The organism is Paenibacillus oenotherae (genome assembly GCF_019443105.1).
GTDB classification, from domain to species: domain Bacteria; phylum Bacillota; class Bacilli; order Paenibacillales; family Paenibacillaceae; genus Paenibacillus_Z; species Paenibacillus_Z oenotherae.
In genome coordinates, this window is sequence record NZ_JAHZIJ010000015.1 from 18,341 (window position 1) to 44,447 (window position 26,107).

A 26,107-nucleotide genomic window follows, 5' to 3' on the forward strand; every position below is an offset into this window, starting at 1 on the left:
CCGGCTTGGAGGTTTTTTGCTGCCGCTTCTATCCTATTAAATCAGGCGAGTGGCAGAGGTCAATCATCCAAGAGACGAATATCTTTGAGGCATATACTAAGTTAGTAGGATGATATGAAAGGGGAAGACGTAATGGGTGAAGGGCAAGGAAGGCAGCTGGCCAGCAAATGGGCAAAGACGGCGGTGCTGCTGTCGCATTCGCAAATAGCGCCGCACATACCGCCAACACGGATGTTCTCGTCATCCAGCCTGCGTGCCATGCTGGTGTCGCATGGAATGGTTGTCATCAAACCTGTATGCGGAGCAGGCGGCCATGGAGTAATCAAGGTTTCCAGGGAAGGCAGCGGCTATTCTCATACGTATTTTAGCAAAACGAAGCATTTCTCGGGATTCGATGGACTATTCCGCTCGCTTAATTTGCTGCGCAAGGGGCGCAAATATTTGATTCAGAAAGGAATTCGGCTGGCGACAATCAATGGCCGCCCAATTGATTATCGGGTCAAGCATATTAAGCAGCCGGATGGCAGCTGGGCCATTACAGCGATTGTCGGAAGACTGGCCAGGAAGGGGTTGTTTGTAACTAATCTATGCCGGGGAGGGACTTGTCTGAGCGGTTCTGAAGGGATTCGCCAATCCGTTTCAGCTCGTGCAGTAGCGGGTAAAAAGCGGGAGATGAGGATGCTGACAAGATTATCCACACAGATATTGGAGAATCATTATCCCGGCATTGGCCAGCTTGGCTTCGACTATGGAATAGATAAAAACGGAAAGCTGTGGATATTTGAAGTCAACACACGGCCTCAGTAAGCGGAGTCGAGGTTGTTTAACCGCATTTAATATATTTGAATGATAGATTAAGAGGTATCCATAAAAGTTTTTTATTGGAATTGTAAACATTCTGGTTGTGTATAATCGTATCCACAGAATCCTCATTGCTATTCCTGATTATTCGACCATTACTCACAAGTTGCGCACATGCTGTCCACAACAAGCTGTGGATAATCGGAACGCTTGTTCTGCTATTGGGGACATGCTAAGATTAACAAAAAGAGGAAAGGAGTGAAAGGGAATGGAAATATTGTCCGACGAGCTTCTGGTAGACGCCTATCGGCTAGCTTTGAATTACAAGCTGGAATTGGACTTTATTATGCTGCTCGCCGCTGAAATGAAACGCAGGCAGATCAATCCGGATCAATATCGAATTACCGCATAGCGCTAAGCAGCTTAACACCTCGTTGAACTCCACAAGGAAACTGTAACCTCATCGGTATAATCACATTTCGCACAATATACAATATGTTTACACCTGGGATTGAAAGTCATCGTTTCCATAGAGCAGGAGTCATCGGCATTGGGCTCATAAGGTGCATATGGACCCGCATAATCCAATGTAGGGCCGCAATCGTCTGCATCTCCCGAGCAATTCCGACATTGTACGGATAGCTCCTCCAATCCATTGCAAATGGGACATAACATAAATTTAGGGTATCCTCCTTTGCAGCGTATGTTTCATTCGCTCAGCAAAGCTAGGATACCCTTATTTGTCTGTTTTCATCTCTACAATTTCATGTTGCTGCTGTGCCCTGGCGAGAGCTTGGCGTCGGGATCGACATATACCTTGGCATTGTTAATGGCTGTAGGAGCCTCACCGAATCCGACCGCGATCAGCTTGAGCTTCCCGGGATAAGTCGTAATATCTCCGGCAGCGAAAATGCCCGTAATATTCGTCTCCATTCGAGAATCGACCACGATGGAGCCGCCATTAATTTCTAATCCCCAATCGGAGATTGGACCAAGAGAGGAGACGAAGCCAAAGTTGACGATTACCGCATCAACATTCAGTTCTTTGGTTTCTTTGGTTTTGATCTCCTGGAGCGTTACACGCTCGATACGGCCTTCGCCATGCAGCGCTGTAACTTCGTAAGGAGTGAGGACATTCACCTTCGAGTTCATCAGATTCTCTACGCTGTGCTCATGCGCTCTGAATTTATCGCGGCGGTGAATGAGGGTGACGCTTGCAGCGATCGGCTCAAGCATAAGCGACCAATCCACAGCAGAATCGCCGCCCCCGCTGATGAGAACATGCTGCCCCTTGAACTGGTTCAAATCCTGTATAAAATAATGTAGATTTTTCTTTTCATACTGCGCGGCTTCAGGCAGCTCCAGACGACGGGGCTCGAAGGCGCCGACGCCGGCCGTAATAATAACCGCCTTAGCGTAATGAGTCGTTTTATCGGTAACGATTTCGAACGATCTTTCGTCATGCTTGATCACATTCAGAACTTTCTCTTCCAGGCACACCTCTGGCTTGAAATGCTCCATTTGCTTGTGCAGCTGGTTAACCAGCTCGCCAGCCGTTACTTTCGGAAAGCCGGCCACGTCGTAAATATATTTCTCAGGATACAGTGCGGCTAATTGACCGCCGAGCTGCGGCATGCTCTCAATGATCTTCACAGAAGCTTGGCGCATTCCGCCATAGAAAGCGGCAAACATACCTGCCGGACCGCCGCCGATGATGGCAATATCGACTTTTTGTTCAGTTTCTGATGAGTTGGACATGGGTGGCACCTCCATTGAAATCAGACTACATTTGTACATTATAGCGGTTCAAGTTGAGCAAGGGAAATAAAATTATTGTATGTAGCTCTAAAGTTTTTCGTATAAATAACTCTTGAACTTTTGCCGAAAAGTTTGTATCATGTGAGGTATTATATAGATTTGTCGAATTGATGTCGACGCTCGTAATAAAAGGGCTATTTGATTCGCACACTATAGGGAGAAAATTTTATTTTATGCTCAAGATTGTGTAATTTTTCACAATGTACGATGTGTTAAAAGAATTTAAGAATGGATGGGATTCTGCGATGAGCAACATACCTAAGATCGTTATACTTGGAGCCGGGTACGGTGGCGTTCTAACCGCGCTTCGTCTGCAAAAAGAATTGAATTACAATGAGGCCGACGTCACGCTGGTTAACAAGCATGACTACCACTACATTACGACACACCTGCACATGCCGGCTGCGGGAACAGATAAGACTGAGAATGCTCGTGTCAGCATCTCCAAGCTGATTGACGAGTTCAAAATCGATTTCGTTAAATCCACTGTTGTTCAGATTCGTACACAGGACAAGAAAGTCATTCTTGAGGATGGCACGCTTTCCTATGATTATCTTGTCATCGGTCTTGGCGGAGAGCCAGAAACATTCGGTATTCCGGGCATGCTTGAGTATGCAATGAATATCAGAAGCATCAACTCCGTTCGCTTGATCCGCGAACATATCGAGTATCAATTCGCCCGGTTCAAACGCGAGCCGCATCGCCTGGATTATTTGACCTTTGTCGTTGGCGGCGCAGGCTTTACGGGTATCGAATTCGTCGGCGAGCTGGCCGACCGCATTCCGGAGCTGTGCAAACAGTTTGACGTAGATCCTTCGCTCGTTAAACTTTACAATATCGAAGCTGCGCCAACAGCGCTGCCGGGCTTTGACCCTGAGCTTGTTGAGTATGGCATGCAAGTATTGACGAAGAAAGGTGTTACATTCCGCATCGGAACGGCAATCAAGGAATGTACGCCGGATGGGGTTATCGTTGGAGAAGGCGAAGAAATCCGCTCTGCAACCGTTATTTGGGCTGCTGGTGTTCGCGGCAACCGCTTGATCGAGGAAGCGGGCTTTGAGACGATGCGCGGCCGCGTTAAAGTCGATGAGATGTTGCGTGCGCCAGGCCATGAGAACATCTACATCGTGGGCGACAACTCGCTGATGTTCAACCCGGAGGGCCGTCCTTATCCGCCAACCGCACAAATTGCGATGCAGCAGGGTGTAGTCTGCGCGCACAATCTGGTGGCGTCGATCCGCAACCAGCCGCTTAAGAAGTTCGAGTTCAAGAACAAAGGCACAGTTGCATCCCTTGGTAAAGGGGAGGCTATCGGTGTAGCATTCGGCCGCAAATACAAAGGCGGAGTTGCAGCGATGCTGAAGAAAGCGATCGATATTCGTTACCTCTACATCATCGGCGGAATTCCGCTCGTTATCCGCAAAGGTAAATTCCTGTAATGCGCCACTGCAGCGTGCAAGTCCGCGGATTGCTTACGCGCGATGAACTGGATCGATACAACGCGCTGATGGAAGTAGGTTCGTTCCTGGAGTCGCAGAATCGGTATGACTTGTCCTACACGGTGCAAAAGGAAGTGGATACGCTCATTCTCCCGGCCATCGAGAGGCTGAAGGAGAAGGGCAGGGAACGCGATCGCCAGACGGAAGCATACCTGGAAGCGAAGCGATTGATGGAGGAAGACGACGAGGAAGAATAGAAAGGCCAAATAAAAAAGCGGATGGGGCGTATGGAATACGCTTCATCCGCTTTCTTGCTGCTGCAGCCGATTACACGCTAAGCAGCTGATTCAATCCATCGCCATCCAGCAGGTTGCCGACAAAAAACTCGCCAAAATCGCCGAAGCGCGCGCTTACTTCATCGAAACGCATCTCGTACACGAGCTTCTTGAACTGCAGCGCATCCTCAGCGAACAGCGTGACGCCCCATTCCCAGTTGTCGAAGCCGACAGAACCGGTAATGATCTGTTTCACCTTGCCTGCATATTGGCGGCCGATCATGCCGTGGCTGCGCATCATTGCGCGGCGCTCGTCCATGCTGAGCATGTACCAGTTGTCATTGCCTTCCCGGCGCTTGTTCATCGGGTAGAAGCAAATATGTCTCCATTTTGGCAGAATCGGCTTCAGACGCGCGACAATTTCCGGATTTTCCAGCGGGTCAGTGCCCGGCTGTGCCATGTAGTTGCTCAGCTCGACTACGCTGACGTAAGAATGTGCGGGTGTAGTAAACTGCGCGAAAGTTGTTTTATTAAAAGCAACCTCGAGCGCGTTCAGCTCTTCCAGCGTTTCGCGAAGGTGCATAAATACGAAATCCGCTTTCTGTCCTACAATGGAATAAAATGCGGTGCTGCCTGTCTTGGCATCCTCTGCCGCCTTCCACTCACTAATTAGCGATTGGAGCTCGTCCAGGGCAGCGTTCCGCTTCTCAGCGTCAGCTTGCTTCCAAGCGGTCCAATTGATCGTACGAAAATCATGCAGCGCATACCAGCCTTCTAATGTTTGAGCAGCTTCACTCATCATGATCACTCCTTTAGAAACATTGTATCTTAATGGTATTAAGGAGAGCAAATGACGGACTTGTGACAACATGGCGCAGCGGATTGACTTCCTGAGAACCATCTACTAAACTAATCGTAGCGAAAGGGGAACGAACGTGATGCCGGACATTCTGCAATTTCTCCAGCTCATTGTTGTGACGATGCTGTTTCTAGTCATGATTTTTGGGATCGGATTTATATTGAACATGCTGCTCAAGACAACCTGGTTTCCGATTTACCTGTTCTTGATTGTGCTGCTGCCGCTTGCAATATGGTGGACATGGGACGAGAGCAAGTCAGCAGTCGGTAATTTTACAGCCTTTACCTATGTAGATATCCTTCCTGTTATTGGCGGTTTCATCGGAGCGTACATCAGCGGTGCGGCTATCCGCGCGCTGCGGCGCGGCGGCTACAAAATGTTCTAATAGAAAACGAACAAATTCCCTCATTCGGGGGAATTTTCTTTTTTTCTATCCTGAACGACCGCTGTCATTTATGTTAAACTAGTAGAAAGTAAAAGGCGGACGGAGTGTAATAGGATGCGGATTGGGAACTTGCATCAATTTACGGAGCATCATCGATATTTCATCTTTCGCGATTTTTCGCTAAGCGCGGTGGATCGCAAGATGATCGCACTTATCTATCAACCGATGATTGGCGCATTTGCGACCGGTTTGTATCAGCAGATGTATCAGCAGATTGCGGAGGACCGTGTCGGCTATTCGCCGCTGGAGCCGCAGCGCAAGCTGTTTCTGGGTCTTGGGCTCGATATGAATGAGCGCGGAAGGCAGGAGCTTGTCGATCAGTCGTCGCGTCTGGAGGCGGTCGGCCTGCTGCAAACCTCCCGGCTTGGGGTGCCCGACAACGATGATGTTGTGTTCGAATATGAGCTGGTGAAGCCATTGTCGCCGGATGAATTTTTTCGCAATCCGCATCTGATGATGCTGCTGCGCGACAAGGTCGGCAAATATGCGGTCATTGCGCTGCGGGAGTCGTTCTATGAGAAGGAAGCGGACGAGCTGGCAGGAGCGGAGCTTCAGCGGGAAAATATTACGGTGCCGTTCTATGAGCTGTTCAAGCTGGGCGCAGGCACGGTGGATGCGGAGCTTGAGCAGGCGCTGACAGAGGTCGCGCCGGCGCGACAGGCCATTCCCAAGGGCAGCCTGGAAACGGCCGGCATACAGTATGGGGAAATCATTATGCGGTTTCCCCGCAACTCCTCCAATCGGCGGTATGTGGAGCGGCTTCGCGGCGACGAGGAGCAGCTGGCACAGCTGAATTATATTGCTTACAAATATAGCTTGACCGTAGTAGACATGTGCAGGCTGCTGGATGAAGATGATGTCTTCAGCGCGCGTGGCGAGCTGCTCATTGATGAGCTGCAGCTGCGGGCCAATAGCATGTACCGGCAGGATCGCAAGCGCAGTGATGAGCGGCAGCGGGCATTGGGCCGGGGCGGAGCAGCGGAGTCTGTGGCAGCTGGCAGCGGCGGCAGCGGTTCGGATGATGCTGCTGGCGACGAGATTCCGGATGAAGTTGGCGTTAACGAGGCGTTCTATATGGAGGTTCCGGCGCAGCTTGCCGGCCGCTGCGATATTCACCAATATAATATGCTGATGCGCAACGAGCCCCATACGCGGTTCCTCGCCCACTTCTTCCCGGGAGCGGTTCCGGAGTGGATTATTCGCGTCTATGAAGTGATTGATCTGAACTATCGTCTCCCTGGCGCGGTTATTAATGTCCTTATTCATTATGTGTTTGGAATGAATGATGCGCAGCGGGTAACGAAGACATACATAGACGCTGTGGCGTCGAATATGCTCGTTAAACGAATCGATGATTTCGAGAAGGCTGTCCGTTATGTAAGAGAGCAGGTGCGGCTGGAAGCAGAGAAGGAGCGCCGCCGCGAAGGCGGTGCTGCTGCTGGTGCTCCTGCATCCGCAAGGAGCAATAACGCCGCAGGCGGTGTGCGTGGAGGACGGCGCAAGCCCGCGATCTCTATTATTCAGGAATCGCAGGGCGGTTCCGCGCTAACGCCGGAGGAGATGGAAGAAATACGGAGTCTGGCCCGCAAACTGGACGGAAAAACGTAAACGAGGTGATTGCGTATGGCGATGGAATCGCTTGGCGAGCTGCTGAAATCATTCCCGAGCGGCAATAATGCGCTGCAGCAGGCAGAGCGGCTCATGGAGGAGCTGCTTCGCGATCCGCTGGTGGAACGGCTTCAAAGCAAACATCCGGAGCTTGATAGAGGGACGATTCGGGTGAATTTGAATCGTGTGTATCAGTACGTAACGGAATATCGCAATTGCTCGAATTGCCCGGGGCTGGACAATTGCCCCAATGACTTTCAAGGGCATTATACGCTGTTGTCCTGCGATGTGGCAGGTGATCTTGTGCAGCTGACAGACCGGAAGGTGGCCTGCAAGAAGCTGCTGGCCCGTCAGAGCGAGGACCAGATACGGGGCCGCATCCGCAGCTTCTATGTCGATGAGCGGGCGCTGTCGCAGGGCTATTCTGCCGATGAGATTGTATCGAATGATCTGGAGCGGATGAAAGCGGTCGGTCAAGTGCTCAATTATATTGAACGGACGAAGGAGCAGGGACTGCAGAGAGAAGGCCTGTATTTGGCTGGCTTGTTCGGTACCGGCAAGACCTTCCTCATGTGCTACCTGCTGCATGAGCTGGCCAAAGAAGGCTTCACGGGCGCTATTGTCTATATGCCCGAGTTCGTCGAAGATTTGAAGTCGCTCATGTTCGAGCCGGCGAAGCTCAAGGAAACGGTAGACTTGATGAAAGAGACCGACCTGCTTATCTTCGACGATATTGGAGCGGAGAACTTGAATCCTTGGGTGCGCGACCATGTCATGGGCGCCATCCTGAACTACCGGATGAACCGCAAGCCGACCTTCTACACCTCCAACTATGATATGGATGCGCTGGAGCAGCATTTCAGCTTCACGAACAAGGATGGCGACGAGCTGCACAAAGGCCAGCGGATTATGGACCGGATCAGGCCCTACGTGGACATAGTCCACGTAACCGGGCATAACAAGCGCGGGAAGAAGCGCCCATAAACGCGTCGCAATAGCGGCAGCGATGAGCGGACAGATTTGCGGCCGCTGCGATTTTTAGCGCGTATCGCCCAACTGCGTGCTGGAAGCTGCGCGTGGTGCAGACAGTCTTCTAAAAGGTGTCAGTGGCTATCTACAACAGATCCGGTTGGTCGCAGAGAGAGGGAAGCCTGCGAAAGGGCAGGAATTTCGGCCAAAAGAAGCCGCTGAGGGCAGAAAGCCTGCGATGAAGCAGGAATATATAGCGGATTGGGCTGCTATCGGGAAAACACGGCGAAATGCCTGCGCTTTGGCAGGCATTCGGTCTTCAGCAGGCTGAAATAGGAGAAAGCCTGCCTATTCGCAGGTTATCGAATAGAGTCCGGCGGGTTCCGCCAACTAGTTCGCCTGCGAGCACGCATCGCCCCACCAAGCGCCGGGGTCTGCGCGCGGTGCAGAAGGCAACGAATGAACGAGCGCAGCATGAGCGGCTTAAATTTAAGATCATTGCAGTCCCGTATTCTTTTCATGGATACCGGGGCTGCAATGATCTTTTTATTTTCACAGGTTATATAAGCAAATATTATGGGGGCCATCAGTAATTATAAAAATAATGGTTGACAAGGAAGCTTGTCCGTTGCTATCATTCTCACATAACCAACTAAACAGGTAGGATTAATTTAGTTTATCGACCGGACTACCGGAGTAGGCGATTGACTCATTATCTGTCATAAAAAGACTAGGGGTGCTGTTATATGTCAACGCAAACAAACAACAAAACAAATCGTCTTCCAATTCGGACATTACTCGTATTCGTCGCTCTGGCGATCGCGCTGGCGGGATGCGGCAACAGCAACAATGCAGCCAACGACAAGAAAGATGCGAATACGGCCAACAATACATCAGCATCAGGCAAAACGAACAATACGGCTGAGCCGGCGCCAGAGCCGAAGGAAGCTGTAGAGCTGCTCAACGTCTCTTACGATCCGACTCGCGAGCTGTATGAAGCTTACAACAAATTGTTCGCAGAGCATTGGAAGAAGGAGCAGAATCAAGACGTTACGATTAAGCAATCTCATGGCGGCTCAGGCAAGCAAAGCCGTGCAGTCATAGACGGGCTGGAAGCGGACGTTGTTACATTGGCGCTTGCTTATGATATTGACGCCATTGCGGAGCAGCAGTATTTGAAGGCGGATTGGCAGAAGCAATTCGAGAAGAACAGCTCGCCGTACACATCGACCATCGTGTTCCTGGTTCGCAAAGGGAATCCGAAGGGCATCAAGGACTGGAATGATCTGCTGAAGGATGGCGTGGAGGTTATTACTCCGAATCCGAAAACAAGCGGCGGAGCGCGCTGGAACTACCTTGCGGCATGGGGCTTCGCATTGAAGAAAAATGGCGGCGATGAGGCCAAGGCGCAAGAGTTCGTATCGGAGCTGTTCAAGCATGTGCCTGTTCTTGATTCCGGCGCACGCGGATCCACGACGACTTTCGTAGAGCGCGGCATCGGTGATGTACTGCTTGCATGGGAGAATGAAGCGTACCTGTCCGTGAACGAGCTTGGCAAGGACAAATTCGAAATCGTATATCCGTCATTAAGCATCCTTGCTGAACCGCCCGTTGCGATTATCGACAAAGTGGTTGATAAGAAAGGAACGCGCGAAGTAGCGGAGGCTTACCTGAAATTCTTGTATACAGAGGAAGCTCAGAAGCTGGTTGCAGAGAACTACTACCGTCCGACACTGGAGTCGGTTGCGGAGCAATTCACTTCCCAATTCCCTAAGCTGGAGCTGCTCACGATTGATGGCGACTTCGGAGGCTGGAAGGAAGCACAGACGAAACATTTCGCAGATGGCGGCGTATTTGACCAAATCTATACGCCAGGCTCATAAGTGTTACAGGACGGGAGCTGACTTCTCATGAAAGGTTCCAAATCTCGCAGCATATTGCCAGGGTTCGGGCTATCGCTCGGCTTCACGATTTTCTATCTTAGCGTGATCGTACTTATTCCACTCGCCGGCGTGTTTGTCAAAACCGCCGGGCTCACCTGGGAGCAGTTCTGGGACACCGTTACGAATGCGCGGGTATTGGCCTCCTATCGGATCAGCCTGTTGACCGCATTGGCTGCGGCTCTCATTAATCTCGTCTTCGGATTGCTGATCGCTTGGGTGCTGGTGCGGTACCGTTTTCCCGGCAAGAAGCTGATCGATAGTCTGGTCGATCTTCCGTTCGCTCTGCCGACGGCCGTAGCGGGCATCGCGCTCACTGCGATCTATGCTCCGAACGGATGGATGGGCTCGCTTCTGACGCCGCTTGGCATCAAGGTTGCGTTCACGCCGATCGGCATTACGATCGCATTGATCTTCATCGGCCTGCCATTCGTTGTCCGTACTGTACAGCCCGTCCTTCAGGATCTGGATAAAGATGTGGAGGAAGCTGCGGTTATGCTCGGCGCATACCGCTGGCGGACTTTCCGCCGGATCATTATGCCGGAGCTGATTCCGCCGCTGCTTACAGGATTCGCGCTTGCTTTCGCTCGCGGGATCGGTGAATACGGCTCAGTCGTATTCATCTCCGGCAACATGCCGCTCAAGACGGAGATCGCCCCGCTTCTCATTATGACGAAGCTGGAGCAGCATGATTACAGCGGTGCTACTGCAATCGCACTTGTCATGCTTGTCGCATCCTTCGTGATGCTGCTTATTATTAACTACTTGCAATGGCGGAGCAACCGCCGTGTTGCAGCGGTTTAGGGGAGGCTGAACGTATGGCTGGAGCAATTACTGCCCATTTGTCCGAGAAAGCATCCCAGCGACCCAAGCATATTACGGAATCGCCGGTTGTCCGCATTGTACTCATTGGAATTGCGCTGTTATTCCTGGCATTGATCGTCCTGCTGCCGCTGGCTTCAATATTCGTGGAAGCATTCAAGAAGGGCATCGAGGTCTACGTCGCCTCGGTGACAGACCCGGACGCGATATCCGCGCTGAAGCTGACCTTGTTTACCGTTATTATTGCAGTGCCGCTTAATACGGTATTCGGCATAGCTGCCGCTTGGGCGATCAGCAAGTTCCAATTCCGCGGAAAAAATGTTCTTATTACGCTTATCGACCTCCCTTTTGCCGTATCACCAGTTATTTCAGGCCTTATCTACGTGCTGCTGTTCGGAGCCCAGGGGATGTTCGGTCCTTGGCTTGCCGAGCATGATATCAAAATCATTTTTGCGCTGCCGGGTATCGTTCTCGCCACTACCTTCGTCACGTTCCCGTTCATCGCAAGAGAGCTGATCCCGCTTATGCAGGCACAAGGGGTGCAGGAGGAGGAAGCTGCAGCAAGCCTTGGCGCCAAGGGGTGGCAGATCTTCTGGCGGGTGACACTGCCGAATATCAAGTGGGGATTGCTGTACGGTATCATCCTCTGTAATGCTCGCGCTGTTGGCGAATTCGGAGCGGTATCAGTCGTTTCCGGCCATATTCGCGGAGAGACGAACACACTGCCGCTGCATATCGAGATTCTATATAACGAATACCAGTTCTCCGCATCATTTGCTGTTGCCTCGCTCCTCGTTTTGCTGGCGCTGGTGACGTTGGTTGTGAAGAGTATTGTGGAATGGAAGTCATCGTCTCAGCAGGAAGCCAAGGAGTAGCATAGCTTCTGGCTCCGTTCTTCATCGTTGCAGAGCGGAAGGCCGAAGCGGAGGGGAGAGGTACAGATGCATATCGAGGTACGCGGGGTATCGAAGAACTATAATGGGCATCAGGCTGTTGCGAATGTCAGTTTCTCCATCGAGCGCGGCAAGCTGATCGGTCTGCTGGGACCGAGCGGTGGAGGCAAATCAACGCTGCTTCGCATATTGGCCGGGCTGGAGAGCCCGGATGCGGGCGAAATCTACATTAACGGCAAGCTGGTGAACAACGTGCAGCCGCAGCAGCGCGGAATCGGCTTTGTATTCCAGAACTATGCGCTGTTCAAGCATATGAATGTGTTCGACAACATCGCCTTCGGACTGACGATCCGCAAGACGGATAAGGCGGAGATCAAGCGGCGGGTTGATGAGCTGCTGGATCTGACCGGATTGCGCGGCTTCGAGCAGCGTTATCCGCATCAGCTGTCCGGGGGACAGCGCCAGCGTGTCGCATTCGCCAGAGCGCTTGCGCCAAGACCGGAGCTGCTGCTGCTCGATGAGCCGTTCGCGGCTATCGATGCCAAAGTGCGCAAGGAGCTGCGAACCTGGCTGAAGGGATTGATCAGCACACTAGGCATCACCTCCATCTTCGTCACACATGATCAGGACGAGGCGGTAGAAGTGGCTGACGAAATGCTGATTGTTCAGCAGGGACGTCTGGAGCAGCAGGGCACGCCGATTTCGATCTATACGGAGCCTAAGACCGCTTTTGTCGCTGGATTCATCGGCCATTCTACTGTTGTGGAGGAGCCGGCCGCTCTGCGGGGCTTCGAGCTTACCAAGCTGTCGCAGGGTACGCAGGCGATTATCCGGCCGGAATTTGTTGAGGTAGGGCGAGAGCAGGAAATTGCTTTTCCTTCCGCAGCAGCCAAGGGTACTGTGAGGCATGTGTTTTTTCGGGGGGCGCATCTTGAGCTGGATGTTCAGGTTGGCGATACCCGTGTAGCTGCCCATCGGTCGCTGGATCAGGAGCCGCTGCAGCCGGGAGAGGAAGTATCGGTACTCATTCATCGATTATATGTTGTTTCCGAGCAGTCCGCCGTAATGGTGGAGAACCCGCTCAAAGTCGATCCGCTGCCTGTCCATATATAATATTGAGTAATAGGAGTGATTGATGATGGCAAAGCCTATCGTGCTTGATCAAGAATGGCTGGAGCGTATTGCGACACAGGTGAATGGACTTGAATATGGTTCGGTGCTTATTACCGTTCATGACGGACGGGTCGTTCAGATCGACCGGACAGAACGGAAACGGTTCGACGCTGCAAGCAACAAGCAGCAGCAAACGCAACAGCAGCAGTCGCAACAGCTGCAATCCCAGCAACAGCAGCGATCGACCGGGAGCAGCTCCGGCGATAAGCTGAAGGCTGTTGGCGGGTAGCTGCAGCAGGAGTGGAAGAATCGTATCAGAGAAACGGAAAAGCGTCCCTAAGCTCAATGATGAGCTAGGGGACGCTTTTCTGTTTTTTTGCGCAGAGGTGCGCAGGTGATGAGATGGGTTTAGAGGGGAAGGTGGCGATCGGGGGGGAGCGGGAGGCTACTGTGCAGTTATTGAGCAGGGGCCCCCGCTAACAGAAGCCAGTCACGTAGAATGAGCATCGATACTAGAATTGAAAGCAGGTATAACCGCCTTATAGCATGCAGCATAAGGGGACGGTTTAGCTGTAAACAGGAAATATCGTGTTACAGACATTGGGGTGGGGGGATGCGACTGTGCGAGGGACCAAGCAAATTTCGCCCATTGGAGATCAATGAGAAAGGGTGCGCGATCCGCTTATATTAACAATATCTACATAATAGCTTGATTTTCACTTTACAATGGGTCTTTATAATCAGTTTGAACATAACATTGACGTTCTGGGAGGTTGAGTAACCCGGCAACTGATAAAGCTGGGGCGGGTCGGCAATTTTATATAGAAATGCAGCGTGCGCCGGGAGTGGCAGCGCTTGCGAAGAGAAGCTACCGTAACTAAATCAGATAGTAGAAAGGTGATCGAGCCCAATGTCTATGAAAAAAAAGATCGTCGTTACTGCGCTCGCAACAGCACTTAGCGTATCTATGGTTGGTGTTGTCTCAGCAGCCCAAATGAAGCAAACGATTGCAACGCAGCAAACCTCCCTGTCGGTTAACGATTCGCTTGCATCGATTCGCACGGTTACATTGAACGGCATTACATACTTGTCGATTCGTGATCTGGGCAACGCAGTTGGCATCTATTTCGAGGTGAACGACAGGGGCGGCGTCAGCGCCTACTTCCAGGAGCATGCAGTCGAGCTGAGCGCTCTGTCGAAGGAAATCGCTGTTGACGGAGAGAAACGCGAGCTGCAGCATGCTGTGGAGAATGTCAACAACATGTACTACATCACGCTGAATGATTTCATCAGCGCCTTCAATGCCGAGTCCGCAGTGGACGGCTCAGGCCAGGTAGCGATCAGCACGGTGCAAAAAGTGCAGGACCCTTCCCGCGTCATCTGGCTGAACCCGAGCAGCCTGCTCGCTTCGGTCATTGAGGAAGAAGGACGCTTCGATTACATCGTAGATGCGCGGACGGGACAATATTCAGAGCTGCTCCGCACGACGGATGCGTCGGATCTTGTTGTTGCTCCGAACGGCCAGAAAGCGGCTTACTCGGTGGAGAGCGGCGCGGTCTATGTCATTGATCTGGCAAGCAAGCAGTCCAGGGCTGTTACGTATGACGGCACGATCAAGCCTGAGCTTGTATGGTCCGCAGACAGCAGCACGATCTATTTCCTGCAAGGGGACAAAGGCAGCGTCATTGCGAAGCTCAACCTCACCGACGGCACGATCTCGAAGGTGCTTGAGGACAAGGTCGATTACAAAGCGAACCTTAGCGTATCGGCAGACGGCAGCCAATTCTACTACACCGTTATTAAGCCGGGTGCTGTAACGGCTGATGCATCCAAGCCAGTGGATCAGGATGATGTCGCGATCGACCTGACCGGTACGGAGCCGCAGGTTTACCGTTTTGACGCTTCGGTCAAGGATGCCAAGCCGGAGAAGCTGACAACGACTACGGATGACAAGGTGTTCGTCGGCGCGGCTGCTGATGGAAGCAAGGCGTACTATGTGAGCGCAGAGGATAACAAGCTGGCCTCGCTGGTTGCCGTTGCGAAGGACAAATCGATTACGAAGCTGATCGATGACAAGGATGTGCTGCAGGCCATCATGGCTGGCAATAAAATTTACGTACTCGCAGACGGCGGCAGCAGCGAAATCGTATACGAGATCGATGCGGCAACAGGCCAGAAGCGGGAGCTGACCTCTGTACCTAACAGCGTCAGCGAGCTGATTGCAGGGGCAGGAACACCAATTGCAATCGTGTCCGATGGACAAGTATCTGTTGACAACAATGGACAATGGAAGAAAGTCACCCAATAGTAACGTCTAGTAGTCTAGTAACGCCAACAGTAACGCCAACAATTACAGATCATTTGAGAGGAGATTTACATCATTATGAAATCGAAATTTTTCAAAAATATCGCGTTTACCGCAATCGCATTGACCGTTGCTTTCAGCTCCATCTCCATCGCTAACGTTGCAGAGGCAGCGAGCAAGCTGAGCGGCAAAATCGTCATCAACGGTTCCTCTGCCCTGCTCCCGCTGACACTTCAAGCTGCCAACGAATTCAAGAAGTTGAATCCGAAGGTGAAAATTTCCGCATCGGCGGCGGGTTCTGTTACAGGCCCGCAAGCAGTACGCAAAGGCATCGCCGACATCGGCGCTTGCGACTGGGATGCATCCCTGGACGTGCCGGGCTTCAAGAAATTCGAAGGCCAGGTTGCGAACAAGGTAGCCGTTATTCCTTTCGCTGCTGTAACGAACAGCAATGTGAAGGTGGCTAACCTGTCCACGAAGCAGCTGCAGGATATTTTCTCGGGCAAAGTGAAGAACTGGAAGGAAGTTGGCGGTTCAGACGCTGAGATCGTCGTTGTTAACCGTGCATTCGGTTCCGGCACACGCGTCAACTTCCAGATGAAAGCTCTGGACGGCGCTGATTTCATGACCAAAGGCGACAACTACAAGGAAGTAAAATCGAGCGGCGACATGAAAACAGCGATCGAGACGACTCCTAATGCAATCGGTTATATGGACCTTGTCTACGTTACGAGCAAAATGACGGCTCTCAAAATCAACGATGTTGCGCCTACGGAAGCGAACGTTATTAACGGCAAGTACAAAGTATGGAGCTACGGCTACTATATGACGAAGGGCCAGCCGACTGGCGCAACGAAAGCTTTTATCGAGTATGTGCAAAGCAAAGCATTCCAGAACGGCTCGCTCAAAAAGCTTAAATTCATTCCGATCTCCGCAATGAAGTAATCGAACGCCCAGAAACACTGCTAAGGCAAGCTAATATTCGCGGGATTGGCAGAAGTGGAGCCAGCTACGGCGCAATGCGGCGAAGCTGGCTCTTGTCATTAAAGAATAAGAAAGGATGACCAACCTATGCTCGAAGCGCCATCTTCCAGCGTCATTAATAACGGCGTGGAGCTCGGCAGCAGTCTGAAATCCGGCTCCGGCAAAGCATTCGACCGCAAGAAGAGGCTGTCCCTCTACAACAAAACATTCAAAGTCATCTGCATAGCCTCGGCTGTCTTCGTATGCCTGATTCTATTCACCATCCTGTTCTTCATGGGCCGGACAGGCATTCTGACGTTCGATACCGTGTCGCCGCTCACCTTCTTCTTCTCCTCGGAGTGGGCGCCGGAGAATGATCAGTACGGCGCGTTTATTTTTATTTTCGGAACCTTCGCCTTAACATTTCTGACCATGCTCATATCCGTTCCGCTCTCGGTCATTATTGCTGTCTTCCTCGCTGAGATAACTCCATCATGGCTCAAGACGATGCTGCGTCCTGTCATGGACCTGCTGGTCGGCATTCCGTCGGTTGTGTACGGATTTCTCGGCATGACAATTCTTATTCCTATGCTCCGCGACCTCACCGGGACGAGCATGGGGGACGGCCTGCTGGCTGCTGCTATCGTGCTGACGATTATGGTGCTGCCGACGATCAGCCGGATTACGGACGATGCCATCGTCGCTGTTCCCAAGAAGTACCGCGATGCCTCCTATGCACTGGGCGCGACCCGCTTCCAGACCATTGTGAAGGTCGTCCTTCCCGCAGCCAAGAGCGGCATTATGTATGCCGTTATTCTGGGCATGGGGCGCGCGATCGGCGAGACGATGGCTGTCGTGATGGTAATCGGCAATACGCCGCAGATTGCGGATGAGCTGTTCAAGCCGACCTCGGTGCTGACAAGCAATATCGTTATGCAAATTTCCAATGTGCCGTTCGATTCCAGCTGGAACTATGCGTTGTATATGATGGGCTTTCTGCTGCTTGTCATATCGCTTCTGATGATCGTGCTCGTGCGGCTGGTCCAGCGTAAAGGAGTGAAGTCATGAGTACACGCGGCAAAATATCCGGCAATACGCCTAATCCATTCGCTTCCCGCAGAGGCTTGAATCAGTTCAACAACCGGCTGTTCACTCTTCTTGTCTGGGTCGTCGGCATTTGCACTGTTCTGTTCATCTGCGGGTTATTGTTTCTTATTCTGCAGAAAGGGCTGCCCAAGCTGGAATGGTCGTTCTTGTCCGGCCTGCCCAGCGAGATCGAGGAAGGCGGCGGTATCGGCCCGACACTGTTCAACTCGATCTATGTGCTGGTCATTTCCCTTGTCATATCGATTCCGCTTGGCATGGCAGCGGGCATCTATCTGGCGGAGTTTGCGCCGGACAACAAGTTCATCGCTTTTGTACGGATTTGTGTGGAGGGTCTGGCCTCTGTCCCGTCCATCATATTCGGCCTTTTCGGCATTGCGATCTTCGTTGAAGCGTTCCAGATCGGCCTGACTATTCTGGGAGGCGCTGTAAGCCTCGCCTTCCTCAATCTGCCCGTGCTGACCCGTGTAACGGAAGAAGCGATCCGGGCGGTTCCCATAGAGATGAAGAATGCGTCGTTCGCCCTTGGCGGAACACATCTTCAGACGATTCTGCGTGTCCTTATACCGGTGTCGCTGAACAGCATCATTACCGGAATCTGCCTCGTTGCAGGCCGGGCCTTCGGCGAGAGCGCCGTTATTATTCTGACCGCCGGTGTTACGACATCGGGAGAGATGTGGGATTTCAGCCTGTTCTCACCTGGTGAAACGCTTGCCGTTCACCTGTGGTATGTCCAGTCGGAGGCCATCGTGCCGGATGCGACAGAGATTGCGGAGAAGGCAGCGGCGGTACTGGTATTCGTTGTGCTGCTGATCAATGTTATTTTCCGGGTGCCGCTATGGCTGAATGCCAGGAAAACGCGTGTGTAGCGGGCCGCAGCTGCGGAACGGGCTTTTTTTGACATCGGCTTAACAATTGTTTGCAACAGCGATAATCCTTTCTTCCTATATTGAAAGTACTAGCATAGAGATTCTGGAGGGAGAGAGTATCATGACGGTCACATGGATGGAAGCCGCTGCTGAAGAGAGGGCTCTCGTTAATCGGGTACAACAGGAATGGAGCGGAACGCTCCTGCATGAATTTATTCGGGTGGCACCTGTTGTGAAGGGGACGCATACGTGCAAGGAGGTCATTGAGCAGTTCGGCAAGCAGCCGGATTGCAATTGCATTGTCGTATGCGATGAAGGGAATAAGCCGCTCGGACTGGTCATGAAGGGCCGATTGTCGATTATCGAGACACACCGTTTCGGAAGAGAGATTTATTATGGGCGTTCTATTGTGAAGCTGATGGATACGGATTCTCTTGTTGTTGATAAAAATATTTCACCGCAGCAGCTGCTGGACCTGGCGCTGGGACGGGATGAGGCCACGTTGTACGATTGCGTCATCGTGACCGAGGATGAGACGTTTCTCGGCATTATGACGATGGCCGACTTGCTTCGTCTGTCGACGGTGCTTCAGCGCCAAAGTGTTGCATCCCAGATTCGCACCATTAACGGTGCGGAATCGATGATCAGCGAGATCGACAAGTCGGTCGTGAATGTGCGGAGTGCGGCGCAGCTGGGCGAGAGGATGTCGGAGACGATGGTTGATCTGACGCTCAGGGGCAAGAATGAGCTGGATAAGGTTACAGGGGCCATCCATAGCTTGAACGCGAATGCGAACAAGCAGGAGGGGCAGATTCAGGAGCTTCAGGAGAGCGCCGGCTCGATCGGCAGCATCTCGAAGCTGATCCGCGATCTGGCGGATCAGTGCAATCTGCTTGCAGTCAATGCAACGATTGAAGCGGCGCGCGCAGGCGAGCATGGCCGAGGCTTCGCTGTAGTGGCGAACGAGGTGCGCAAGCTGGCGGCGCAGACGAAGCAGTCTGCAGATGAGATCAACATGATGATCAAAACGATATTGGGAGCGGTCCGACAGACGGTGGAGCTGGTCGGAATGGGACGTGTGGAGACGGAATCGAGCCAAGCCAGCATCGGAGCCGCCTTCCAGGTATTCGAGCAGCTGTTCCACACTGCGGCGAGCAACAGCAAGAGCGCCAAGGAGATTGGCAAGCTATCGAGTCAAGCCTGCCAGCAATCGGAGCGGGTAACCGGAGAGATGAAGCGGCTGATCGGCGAGATGCAGGCGGGGCGCGGCGCCAAGATATAATGAGCGGTGCTGTGGAGCGGCATCCGTCCAAGTGACTGTATATTGCAGCGGATATGAGTGGCAAGTCTTCGCCATGTCCGCTTGATGGGGGAATTTAGGGTGGGGACATTAATCGATATTCAGAGTCTTAATTTGTACTATGGCACCTTTCATGCGCTCAAGGATGTGTCGATGGACATACCGGAGAAGGCCATTACGGCTTTCATCGGTCCTTCGGGCTGCGGCAAATCGACATTGCTGCGGACGCTGAACCGGATGAACGATATGATTCCCGGTACGCGTATTGAAGGGCAGATCGCCGTTGGCGGCACTGATATTTATTCCAGGGAGGTTGATGTCGAGACGCTTCGCAAGAAGGTCGGCATGGTGTTCCAGCAGCCGAACCCGTTTCCGAAGTCGATCTACGACAACGTCGCCTATGGTCCGCGTCTGCACGGCATCCGCAGCAAGGGGAAGCTGGATGAGATCGTCGAGACGAGTCTGCGATCGGCTGCTCTGTGGGGCGAGGTGAAGGATCATCTGAAGCGCTCTGCGCTCAGCTTGTCCGGCGGACAGCAGCAGCGGCTCTGCATCGCCCGCGCGCTGGCTGTTAACCCGGACATTCTGCTGATGGATGAAGCGACCTCTGCGCTTGATCCCATCTCGACCTTGAAGATCGAGGAGCTTGCTCAGGATCTGAAGGATCGCTATACGATCGTCATGGTGACACATAACATGCATCAGGCGGCGCGTGTATCGAACCAGACGGTGTTCTTCCTGAACGGCGAGGTCGTGGAATATTCGGATACGGAGAAGCTGTTCTCCAATCCGAGGGATCAGCGCACGGAAGACTATATAAGCGGACGCTTCGGCTAGAGAGGGGAGTTCTGACCACGATGATGACGACACGCAAGGAATTTGATCTGGGCCTTGACGAGCTGAAGGCACTGATCGTCGAGATGGGCCAGCGGGTGGAGAAGGCTGTGGGCGAATCGATGAGCGCTCTGCTGAACGTTGATGTGGCGGAGGCGAGGCGGCTTATTGCCGAGGATAAGGAACTGAACGCGCTCGAAGAGCAGATCTCTGAGCTGGGAGCTACCCTCATTGCAAGGCAGCAGCCGGTTGCCAAGGATCTGCGGCGCATTCTGGTCGCGTTCAAGATTGCAAGCGACCTGGAGCGGATGGGCGATCTGTCTGTAGATATCGCCAAGGCCGTGATCCGGTTGGAGGGCCAGACGCTGATCAAGCCGCTGATTGATCTCCCGCGAATGGCGGAGATTGTGAAGACGATGACCTATGAGTCGATTCAATCCTTTGTGCTGGAGGACGTAGAGCTGGCTCATAAGATGGCCAAGGACGATGATTTGGTAGATGCGCTGTATTCCCAAATTATTCGCGAGCTGTTCGCCATTATGATGGAGAACCCGACGACGATATCGCAGGCGAACCTGCTCAGCTTTGTAGGACGCTATATCGAGAGATTCGCTGACCATGCCACGAATATCGGCGAGTCGGTCGTCTATCTCGTAACCGGAACCCGGCCGGATTTGAACTCCTGACGGGAGTCTTGCAATAGTTCTATTATTTTTAACATGAAGTTTACAAAAGGCAAATATGAGATTTACAAACAAAGAGTAGGATAGAACCTGTACAGATGATTCATACACAAAAACAGATTATTGAGGAGTGGTACTGTTGTTAAGAGGAAAAGGTCTGCAAAGTATGCTGATGTTGGTCATGGTCATGACGCTGGTATTAGTTGCTGCATGCGGCAACGGGAAAGAGAACAATGCGAATGGCACGAACACAGGCGCTGCTGGCGGAACGAATGCAACGAATGAAGAACCTGCTGCCAACCTTTCCGGAGAAATTAAAGCAGATGGATCCAGCACGGTATTCCCACTTACAGAAGCAGCTGCCGAGGAGTTCGGCAATGAGAATAAAGATGTTCGCGTATCCGTTGGTACTTCAGGAACTGGCGGCGGCTTCAAGCAATTCTGCGCAGGCGAGATTGCAATCAGCAATGCTTCCCGTACGATCAAAGACGAAGAAGCGGCCAAATGTAAAGAAGCGGGCATCGAGTATACAGAGCTGAGCGTTGCTTACGACGGATTGTCTGTTGTCGTTCATAAGGATAACGATTTTATCGATCACCTGACTGTAGAGGAATTGAACAAAATCTTCTCTTCCGAATCTACTGCCAAGACTTGGGCTGACATTCGCGCAGGCTGGCCTGCAGAAGAGATCAAGATGTTCTCCCCGGGTGCCGATTCTGGAACTTATGATTATTTTAACGAAGCTATCCTTGATAAAAAAGGTATTCGCAACGATTCCTCAATCAGCTTCAGCGAAGATGACAACACATTGGTTCAAGGTGTAGCCGGCAACAAATTCGGTATCGGATACTTCGGATTCGCTTATTACGAAGAGAATACAGATAAATTGAAGGTTGTACCGGTTGACGGCGGCAGCGGCGCGGTTGAGCCGACGCTTGATTCCATCAAAGACGGTTCCTATGCTCCATTGTCCCGCCCGCTCTTCATCTATGTCAGCAACAAAGAGCTGGAGCGTCCGGAAGTGAATGCATTCGTGAAATACTATATTGAGAACATCGGCGATATGGCTAAGGAAGTTGGTTATGTGCCAATGCCGGATGAGAAATATACGGAAGAAGCTGCCAAGATTCAAGGCTAAGCCTTGGGTGCAAACAGCTTGCATGACAAATGTGGTGTCTGACTGGACATCACATTTTTCACGCAAGCTATGTTAACGAATTGTAAAGCAAAGTGAGGTTGTTCTCATGCGAAGCGAAGTCACACAACCAATGAAAGCATCGGGCAAGTCTCCAATAAAGCTCGATTTCAGGAACGAGAAGAGCCATCTGCTGGACAAGATTGTTCCGATCCTGCTGTTCCTGTGTGCTGCACTATCGATTCTGACTACGATTGGGATCGTCTTTACACTTATTACAGAGACGTTTCAATTCTTTCAGAAGGTATCGATTATGGACTATTTGTTCGGTACGAAGTGGTCTCCGCTTATTGATCCCAAATCATTCGGAGTGCTGCCGCTGCTGAGCGGAACATTTATGATTACAATCATTGCCTGTATTGTAGCGATACCGCTCGGACTTGCAAGTGCCATCTATCTCAGTGAGTACGCGCATAAGCGTGTGCGGAAGATCATCAAGCCAATTCTTGAAGTATTGGCTGGCGTTCCGACAATCGTGTATGGATACTTCGCATTGTCGCTTATTACTCCGCTTATTCGCGGTATTTTTCCCGATACGGGTGTCTTTAATGCACTAAGCGCCGGTATTGTGGTCGGGATTATGATCATTCCTATGGTGTGTTCATTGAGTGAGGACGCGATGTCAGCGGTGCCGCGCAGTCTGCGCGACGGCGCGTATGCGCTGGGTGCGACGCGGTTCGAGGTAGCGCTGAAGATCGTCGTTCCAGCTGCTCTATCCGGTATTGTGGCATCGGCTGTACTTGCGTTCTCGCGGGCAATAGGCGAGACGATGATCGTGACAGTCGCGGCTGGTGCTACGCCTAAACTCACAGCGGATCCGCTGGAGAGCATTCAGACGATGACCGCCTACATTGTACAAGTCAGCATGGGCGATACACCGCATGGGTCGATCGAGTATGGCACAATATTCGCAGTAGGAATGACATTGTTCATCATTACTTTCCTGCTTAATATTCTTGCGCAATATGTGGCCAGACGTTTCCGGGAGGAGTACTAAGATGTCTCTATTAGAAGAAGATACAGGACGCAAGCAGATTGCGCAGCGCAGACGGATTGATTTCATCCTTCATATCTTATTCGTTGTCAGTACAGCCATCGGGGTTGTCGCTCTTATGGCGCTTATAATCGATATTGTGCTGGACGGATTTATGCGGTTTGCGCCGGATCTATTCACGAATTACCCGTCGCGAAGAGCGAGTCAGGCCGGGATGAAATCAGCCATTGTAGGCTCACTGTACATGCTGCTGATTATGGCTCCGCTATCGTTCATACTAGGCGTTGGAGCGGCTATATTCCTTGAGGAATATGCGAAGAAGAACCGTCTTACCCGTCTGATCCAGCTCAACATCAGTACACTGGCGGGTGTACCGTCCATTGTATACGGCATTCTGGGCTTGACCTTGTTCGTGCGCGGTCTTGCATTGGAGCGCAGCCTGCTCTCCGGAGCACTCACCATGACATTGCTCGTCCTGCCGATCATTATTGTAGCTGCACAGGAAGCGATCCGTGCGGTGCCCAAGGCAAGACGCGATGCCTCCTTTGCTCTTGGCGCGACCAAGTGGCAGACCGTATCCCGCTCCGTTATGCCCTCGGCTCTGCCGGGTGTCATGACAGGTGTTATCCTGGCATTATCGCGCGCGATTGGCGAGACGGCGCCGCTTGTCATGATCGGCGGACTTACTTACGTAGCCTTCTTGCCGGAGAGCATCATGGACTCCTTCACCGTTATGCCGATCCAGATTTACAATTGGATCTCAAGGCCGAATGAGGCATTCCATGAATTAGCTGCCGCAGGCATTATAGTATTGCTCATCATGCTGCTGCTTATGAACTTCGCAGCTATTCTGCTGCGCAACAAATATCAGAAGAACGTTTGATCATACGCATATAACGGAGGATAAACGATGCAAACGTTAATAGAAATCAATAAGCTGAATTTATTTTATACCGCTTTCCACGCGCTCAAGAACGTATCACTCAAAATCCCGGAGAAGGCAATCACTGCTTTCATCGGGCCTTCCGGCTGCGGCAAATCGACGCTGCTGAGAACATTGAATCGTATGAACGACATGATTCCGGGAACGAGGATTGAAGGCACGATTGCGATTGGCGGCACCGATATCTATTCCAATGAAGTGGATGTCGAGACACTGCGCAAGAAGGTAGGCATGGTGTTCCAGCAGCCGAATCCATTCCCCAAGTCCATTTACGACAACATTGCCTACGGGCCGCGGCTTCACGGTATCCGCAACCGCCAGCAGCTGGATGAGATTGTAGAGAACAGCTTGAGGGCGTCCGTATTGTGGGATGAGGTCAAAGACCATCTGAAGCGCTCGGCATTCAGTCTGTCCGGAGGGCAGCAGCAGCGTCTTTGTATTGCGCGCGCACTTGCAGTAAACCCCGACATCCTGTTGATGGACGAAGCGACGTCAGCGCTCGATCCCATCTCGACCTTGAAGATTGAAGAGCTCGCACAGGAGCTGAAGGATCGTTATACGATCGTTATGGTAACGCACAACATGCATCAGGCAGCACGGGTGTCGAACCAGACCGTGTTCTTCTTGAATGGAGAAGTTGTGGAATATGCTGATACAGAGAAGCTGTTCTCCAATCCGTCCGATCAACGGACCGAGGATTATATAAGCGGACGCTTCGGCTAACTTAATAGATGGAGGGCGAAAACAATAATGGTGACTCGCAAAGAGTTTGATCTCGGGCTGTCAGAGCTGCATAATCTGCTTGTGGAAATGGGCGGACATGTTGAGAAAGCGCTGGCAGATGCGATGAGCGCGCTGAAGGACATTAATATAGAAGAAGCAAAGCGCATCATCAAAGAAGACCCGCAGCTTAATCAGATGGAGGAAAAAATCACGGAATTGGGCTCCAAGCTTATCGCGACCCAGCAGCCGGTAGCTAAGGATCTTCGTCGGATATTGGCAGCGTTCAAAATATCGAGCGATCTCGAAAGAATGGGCGATCTGTCTGTCGATATTGCCAAAGTGGTGCTTCGTCTGGAAGGGCAATCGCTGATCAAGCCGCTGATAGATTTGCCGCGAATGGCGGAAATCGCTCAGTTGATGACAGTCGAATCCATTCAGTCCTTCGTACAGGAGAATGTCGATCTCTCTTACAAAATGGCGAAGGACGACGATCAGGTTGACGCTCTTTACAGCCAAATTATTCGTGAGCTGTTCTCGTTGATGATGGAGAATCCACGGACGATCTCCCAGGCGGTGCTGCTCAGCTTTGTAGGCCGCTATATTGAGCGTATAGCCGATCATGCCACGAACATCGGAGAGAGCGTTGTCTATCTCGTAACCGGCAAACGGCCTGATTTAAACGTCTAGTATTTACATGTTTCTATTTGGAATTATTATGAAGGCCTGCTATCTATTTAAGCGGGTCTTTTTTGATGCGAAAAAATAGGATTAACGATCATACTGTGGCAGGCGGGCCCTATGGCCACTATCCCGTTCGCTCAGATGGAGGGTGTGTGTGATTGTGAGCCCTATGGCCACTATCCCGTTCGCTCAGAAGGAGGGTGTGTGATTGTGAGCCCTATGGTCACTATCCCGTTCGCTCAGAAGGAGGGTGTGTGTGATTGTGAGCCCTATGGTCACTATCCCATTCACTCAGAAGGAGGGTGTGTGTGATTGTGAGCCCTATGGCCACTATCCCGTTCGCTCAGATGGAGGGTGTATGTGATTGTGAGCCCTATGGCCATTATCCCATTCGCTCAGTTGAGCATCATCGGAACGGAACAGATACCAGAGCGAGTTGAAGTTAAGACAGTTGAGCGAGTTGAGTCATCTGAGCGAATGGGATAATGGGCAAAAGGGATTATTGGGGAGGATTAGAAAGGATAACAACTA

Annotated in this window: 26 protein-coding genes; 24 read left to right on the forward strand and 2 right to left on the reverse strand. The window is 51.8% G+C overall.

Going from position 1 to position 26,107, the window contains the following annotated elements; translation table 11 throughout:
* Positions 1 to 132: 132 nt before the first annotated feature.
* Complete coding sequence (locus K0T92_RS18075) at positions 133 to 807, forward strand: YheC/YheD family protein (RefSeq protein ID WP_219873883.1); 675 nt, start codon at positions 133 to 135, stop codon at positions 805 to 807.
* 262 nt (positions 808 to 1,069) lie between these two features.
* Positions 1,070 to 1,213, forward strand: a complete 144-nt coding sequence (sda, locus tag K0T92_RS18080) for a sporulation histidine kinase inhibitor Sda (protein WP_219873884.1) — start codon at positions 1,070 to 1,072, stop codon at positions 1,211 to 1,213.
* Positions 1,214 to 1,557: 344 nt separating this feature from the next.
* On the opposite strand, the gene K0T92_RS18085 is transcribed toward sda, so the two are convergent.
* Positions 1,558 to 2,559 carry an NAD(P)/FAD-dependent oxidoreductase gene (locus K0T92_RS18085; RefSeq protein WP_219873885.1) on the reverse strand — a complete coding sequence of 334 codons (1,002 nt, stop codon included), beginning with the start codon at positions 2,557 to 2,559 and terminating at the stop codon, positions 1,558 to 1,560.
* A 305-nt stretch (positions 2,560 to 2,864) separates the two neighbouring features.
* On the opposite strand from K0T92_RS18085, the gene K0T92_RS18090 reads away from it, so the two are divergent.
* Together K0T92_RS18090 and K0T92_RS18095 are read left to right on the forward strand one after the other, a co-directional pair.
* Positions 2,865 to 4,058, forward strand: coding sequence for an NAD(P)/FAD-dependent oxidoreductase (locus K0T92_RS18090; protein ID WP_219873886.1), 1,194 nt, complete (start codon positions 2,865 to 2,867; stop codon positions 4,056 to 4,058).
* Entirely contained in the window at positions 4,058 to 4,315 is a 258-nt protein-coding gene (locus K0T92_RS18095) for a hypothetical protein (protein WP_219873887.1), read from the forward strand. The genes K0T92_RS18090 and K0T92_RS18095 overlap by 1 nt, the downstream gene beginning before the upstream one ends.
* 70 nt (positions 4,316 to 4,385) lie before the next feature.
* Here K0T92_RS18095 and hemQ read toward each other — a convergent pair whose 3' ends face one another.
* Positions 4,386 to 5,132, reverse strand: coding sequence for a hydrogen peroxide-dependent heme synthase (hemQ, locus tag K0T92_RS18100; RefSeq protein ID WP_219873950.1), 747 nt, complete (start codon positions 5,130 to 5,132; stop codon positions 4,386 to 4,388).
* Between the two features lie 139 nt (positions 5,133 to 5,271).
* On the opposite strand from hemQ, the gene K0T92_RS18105 reads away from it, so the two are divergent.
* The 20 genes from K0T92_RS18105 (at position 5,272) to phoU (K0T92_RS18200) (ending at position 25,582) form a co-directional block, all read left to right on the forward strand.
* Positions 5,272 to 5,577, forward strand: coding sequence for a YuiB family protein (locus K0T92_RS18105; protein WP_219873888.1), 306 nt, complete (start codon positions 5,272 to 5,274; stop codon positions 5,575 to 5,577).
* A 114-nt stretch (positions 5,578 to 5,691) separates the two neighbouring features.
* On the forward strand, positions 5,692 to 7,245 hold the full coding sequence (locus K0T92_RS18110) for a replication initiation and membrane attachment family protein (RefSeq protein ID WP_219873889.1): 1,554 nt from the start codon (positions 5,692 to 5,694) through the stop codon (positions 7,243 to 7,245).
* A gap of 21 nt (positions 7,246 to 7,266) precedes the next feature.
* A complete protein-coding gene (gene dnaI, locus K0T92_RS18115) occupies positions 7,267 to 8,229 on the forward strand; it encodes a primosomal protein DnaI (protein WP_219873951.1) in 963 nt (320 codons plus the stop codon).
* A 731-nt stretch (positions 8,230 to 8,960) separates the two neighbouring features.
* Positions 8,961 to 10,097 carry a sulfate ABC transporter substrate-binding protein gene (locus tag K0T92_RS18120; protein WP_246628254.1) on the forward strand — a complete coding sequence of 379 codons (1,137 nt, stop codon included), beginning with the start codon at positions 8,961 to 8,963 and terminating at the stop codon, positions 10,095 to 10,097.
* Positions 10,098 to 10,124: 27 nt separating this feature from the next.
* On the forward strand, positions 10,125 to 10,958 hold the full coding sequence (gene cysT, locus K0T92_RS18125) for a sulfate ABC transporter permease subunit CysT (protein ID WP_219873890.1): 834 nt from the start codon (positions 10,125 to 10,127) through the stop codon (positions 10,956 to 10,958).
* Positions 10,959 to 10,972: 14 nt separating this feature from the next.
* Positions 10,973 to 11,851 carry a sulfate ABC transporter permease subunit CysW gene (gene cysW, locus K0T92_RS18130; protein WP_219873891.1) on the forward strand — a complete coding sequence of 293 codons (879 nt, stop codon included), beginning with the start codon at positions 10,973 to 10,975 and terminating at the stop codon, positions 11,849 to 11,851.
* Positions 11,852 to 11,917: 66 nt separating this feature from the next.
* A complete protein-coding gene (locus K0T92_RS18135) occupies positions 11,918 to 12,982 on the forward strand; it encodes an ABC transporter ATP-binding protein (protein ID WP_219873892.1) in 1,065 nt (354 codons plus the stop codon).
* A gap of 22 nt (positions 12,983 to 13,004) precedes the next feature.
* Positions 13,005 to 13,271 carry a YezD family protein gene (locus tag K0T92_RS18140; RefSeq protein WP_425517665.1) on the forward strand — a complete coding sequence of 89 codons (267 nt, stop codon included), beginning with the start codon at positions 13,005 to 13,007 and terminating at the stop codon, positions 13,269 to 13,271.
* A gap of 621 nt (positions 13,272 to 13,892) precedes the next feature.
* Entirely contained in the window at positions 13,893 to 15,290 is a 1,398-nt protein-coding gene (locus K0T92_RS18145) for a stalk domain-containing protein (RefSeq protein ID WP_219873893.1), read from the forward strand.
* 75 nt (positions 15,291 to 15,365) lie between these two features.
* Positions 15,366 to 16,232: a phosphate ABC transporter substrate-binding protein gene (locus tag K0T92_RS18150; RefSeq protein ID WP_219873894.1), complete on the forward strand. Its 867-nt coding sequence runs from the start codon at positions 15,366 to 15,368 to the stop codon at positions 16,230 to 16,232.
* A 126-nt stretch (positions 16,233 to 16,358) separates the two neighbouring features.
* Positions 16,359 to 17,318 (forward strand): phosphate ABC transporter permease subunit PstC, encoded by a 960-nt coding sequence (gene pstC, locus K0T92_RS18155; protein ID WP_219873895.1) that lies wholly within the window; start codon positions 16,359 to 16,361, stop codon positions 17,316 to 17,318.
* Positions 17,315 to 18,223 (forward strand): phosphate ABC transporter permease PstA, encoded by a 909-nt coding sequence (pstA, locus tag K0T92_RS18160; protein WP_219873896.1) that lies wholly within the window; start codon positions 17,315 to 17,317, stop codon positions 18,221 to 18,223. The genes pstC (K0T92_RS18155) and pstA (K0T92_RS18160) overlap by 4 nt, the downstream gene beginning before the upstream one ends.
* A 121-nt stretch (positions 18,224 to 18,344) precedes the next feature.
* On the forward strand, positions 18,345 to 19,505 hold the full coding sequence (locus K0T92_RS18165; protein ID WP_219873897.1) for a methyl-accepting chemotaxis protein: 1,161 nt from the start codon (positions 18,345 to 18,347) through the stop codon (positions 19,503 to 19,505).
* 84 nt (positions 19,506 to 19,589) lie between these two features.
* Positions 19,590 to 20,360: a phosphate ABC transporter ATP-binding protein PstB gene (pstB, locus tag K0T92_RS18170; protein ID WP_219873954.1), complete on the forward strand. Its 771-nt coding sequence runs from the start codon at positions 19,590 to 19,592 to the stop codon at positions 20,358 to 20,360.
* Positions 20,361 to 20,383: 23 nt separating this feature from the next.
* Positions 20,384 to 21,043 (forward strand): phosphate signaling complex protein PhoU, encoded by a 660-nt coding sequence (phoU, locus tag K0T92_RS18175; protein WP_219873955.1) that lies wholly within the window; start codon positions 20,384 to 20,386, stop codon positions 21,041 to 21,043.
* Positions 21,044 to 21,206: 163 nt separating this feature from the next.
* The gene (locus K0T92_RS18180) at positions 21,207 to 22,178 is read left to right on the forward strand and encodes a PstS family phosphate ABC transporter substrate-binding protein (RefSeq protein WP_219873956.1); all 972 of its coding nucleotides are present in this window, start codon (positions 21,207 to 21,209) and stop codon (positions 22,176 to 22,178) included.
* A 106-nt stretch (positions 22,179 to 22,284) separates the two neighbouring features.
* A complete protein-coding gene (gene pstC, locus K0T92_RS18185; protein WP_425517666.1) occupies positions 22,285 to 23,232 on the forward strand; it encodes a phosphate ABC transporter permease subunit PstC in 948 nt (315 codons plus the stop codon).
* Position 23,233: 1 nt separating this feature from the next.
* Positions 23,234 to 24,112 (forward strand): phosphate ABC transporter permease PstA, encoded by an 879-nt coding sequence (gene pstA / locus K0T92_RS18190; RefSeq protein ID WP_219873898.1) that lies wholly within the window; start codon positions 23,234 to 23,236, stop codon positions 24,110 to 24,112.
* Between the two features lie 27 nt (positions 24,113 to 24,139).
* Positions 24,140 to 24,895 (forward strand): phosphate ABC transporter ATP-binding protein PstB, encoded by a 756-nt coding sequence (gene pstB / locus K0T92_RS18195; protein WP_219873899.1) that lies wholly within the window; start codon positions 24,140 to 24,142, stop codon positions 24,893 to 24,895.
* 27 nt (positions 24,896 to 24,922) lie between these two features.
* Complete coding sequence (gene phoU / locus K0T92_RS18200) at positions 24,923 to 25,582, forward strand: phosphate signaling complex protein PhoU (RefSeq protein ID WP_219873900.1); 660 nt, start codon at positions 24,923 to 24,925, stop codon at positions 25,580 to 25,582.
* Positions 25,583 to 26,107: the final 525 nt, after the last annotated feature.

Coding starts and splice junctions, on each gene's coding strand:
- K0T92_RS18085 (WP_219873885.1), bottom strand. CDS start 2,559: ATGTCCAACTCATCAGAAACTGAACAAAAAGTCGATATTGCCATCATC.
- K0T92_RS18165 (WP_219873897.1), top strand. CDS start 18,345: ATGACGGTCACATGGATGGAAGCCGCTGCTGAAGAGAGGGCTCTCGTT.
- phoU (WP_219873955.1), top strand. CDS start 20,384: ATGACGACACGCAAGGAATTTGATCTGGGCCTTGACGAGCTGAAGGCA.
- pstC (WP_425517666.1), top strand. CDS start 22,285: ATGCGAAGCGAAGTCACACAACCAATGAAAGCATCGGGCAAGTCTCCA.
- phoU (WP_219873900.1), top strand. CDS start 24,923: ATGGTGACTCGCAAAGAGTTTGATCTCGGGCTGTCAGAGCTGCATAAT.
- pstC (WP_219873895.1), top strand. CDS start 16,359: ATGCTCGAAGCGCCATCTTCCAGCGTCATTAATAACGGCGTGGAGCTC.
- K0T92_RS18095 (WP_219873887.1), top strand. CDS start 4,058: ATGCGCCACTGCAGCGTGCAAGTCCGCGGATTGCTTACGCGCGATGAA.
- K0T92_RS18145 (WP_219873893.1), top strand. CDS start 13,893: ATGTCTATGAAAAAAAAGATCGTCGTTACTGCGCTCGCAACAGCACTT.
- K0T92_RS18075 (WP_219873883.1), top strand. CDS start 133: ATGGGTGAAGGGCAAGGAAGGCAGCTGGCCAGCAAATGGGCAAAGACG.
- hemQ (WP_219873950.1), bottom strand. CDS start 5,132: ATGAGTGAAGCTGCTCAAACATTAGAAGGCTGGTATGCGCTGCATGAT.
- K0T92_RS18090 (WP_219873886.1), top strand. CDS start 2,865: ATGAGCAACATACCTAAGATCGTTATACTTGGAGCCGGGTACGGTGGC.
- K0T92_RS18140 (WP_425517665.1), top strand. CDS start 13,005: ATGATGGCAAAGCCTATCGTGCTTGATCAAGAATGGCTGGAGCGTATT.
- sda (WP_219873884.1), top strand. CDS start 1,070: ATGGAAATATTGTCCGACGAGCTTCTGGTAGACGCCTATCGGCTAGCT.
- pstA (WP_219873898.1), top strand. CDS start 23,234: ATGTCTCTATTAGAAGAAGATACAGGACGCAAGCAGATTGCGCAGCGC.
- pstB (WP_219873954.1), top strand. CDS start 19,590: ATGGGGGAATTTAGGGTGGGGACATTAATCGATATTCAGAGTCTTAAT.
- pstB (WP_219873899.1), top strand. CDS start 24,140: ATGCAAACGTTAATAGAAATCAATAAGCTGAATTTATTTTATACCGCT.
- K0T92_RS18135 (WP_219873892.1), top strand. CDS start 11,918: ATGCATATCGAGGTACGCGGGGTATCGAAGAACTATAATGGGCATCAG.
- K0T92_RS18105 (WP_219873888.1), top strand. CDS start 5,272: ATGCCGGACATTCTGCAATTTCTCCAGCTCATTGTTGTGACGATGCTG.
- K0T92_RS18180 (WP_219873956.1), top strand. CDS start 21,207: ATGCTGATGTTGGTCATGGTCATGACGCTGGTATTAGTTGCTGCATGC.
- dnaI (WP_219873951.1), top strand. CDS start 7,267: ATGGAATCGCTTGGCGAGCTGCTGAAATCATTCCCGAGCGGCAATAAT.
- cysT (WP_219873890.1), top strand. CDS start 10,125: ATGAAAGGTTCCAAATCTCGCAGCATATTGCCAGGGTTCGGGCTATCG.
- K0T92_RS18150 (WP_219873894.1), top strand. CDS start 15,366: ATGAAATCGAAATTTTTCAAAAATATCGCGTTTACCGCAATCGCATTG.
- cysW (WP_219873891.1), top strand. CDS start 10,973: ATGGCTGGAGCAATTACTGCCCATTTGTCCGAGAAAGCATCCCAGCGA.
- K0T92_RS18110 (WP_219873889.1), top strand. CDS start 5,692: ATGCGGATTGGGAACTTGCATCAATTTACGGAGCATCATCGATATTTC.
- pstA (WP_219873896.1), top strand. CDS start 17,315: ATGAGTACACGCGGCAAAATATCCGGCAATACGCCTAATCCATTCGCT.
- K0T92_RS18120 (WP_246628254.1), top strand. CDS start 8,961: ATGTCAACGCAAACAAACAACAAAACAAATCGTCTTCCAATTCGGACA.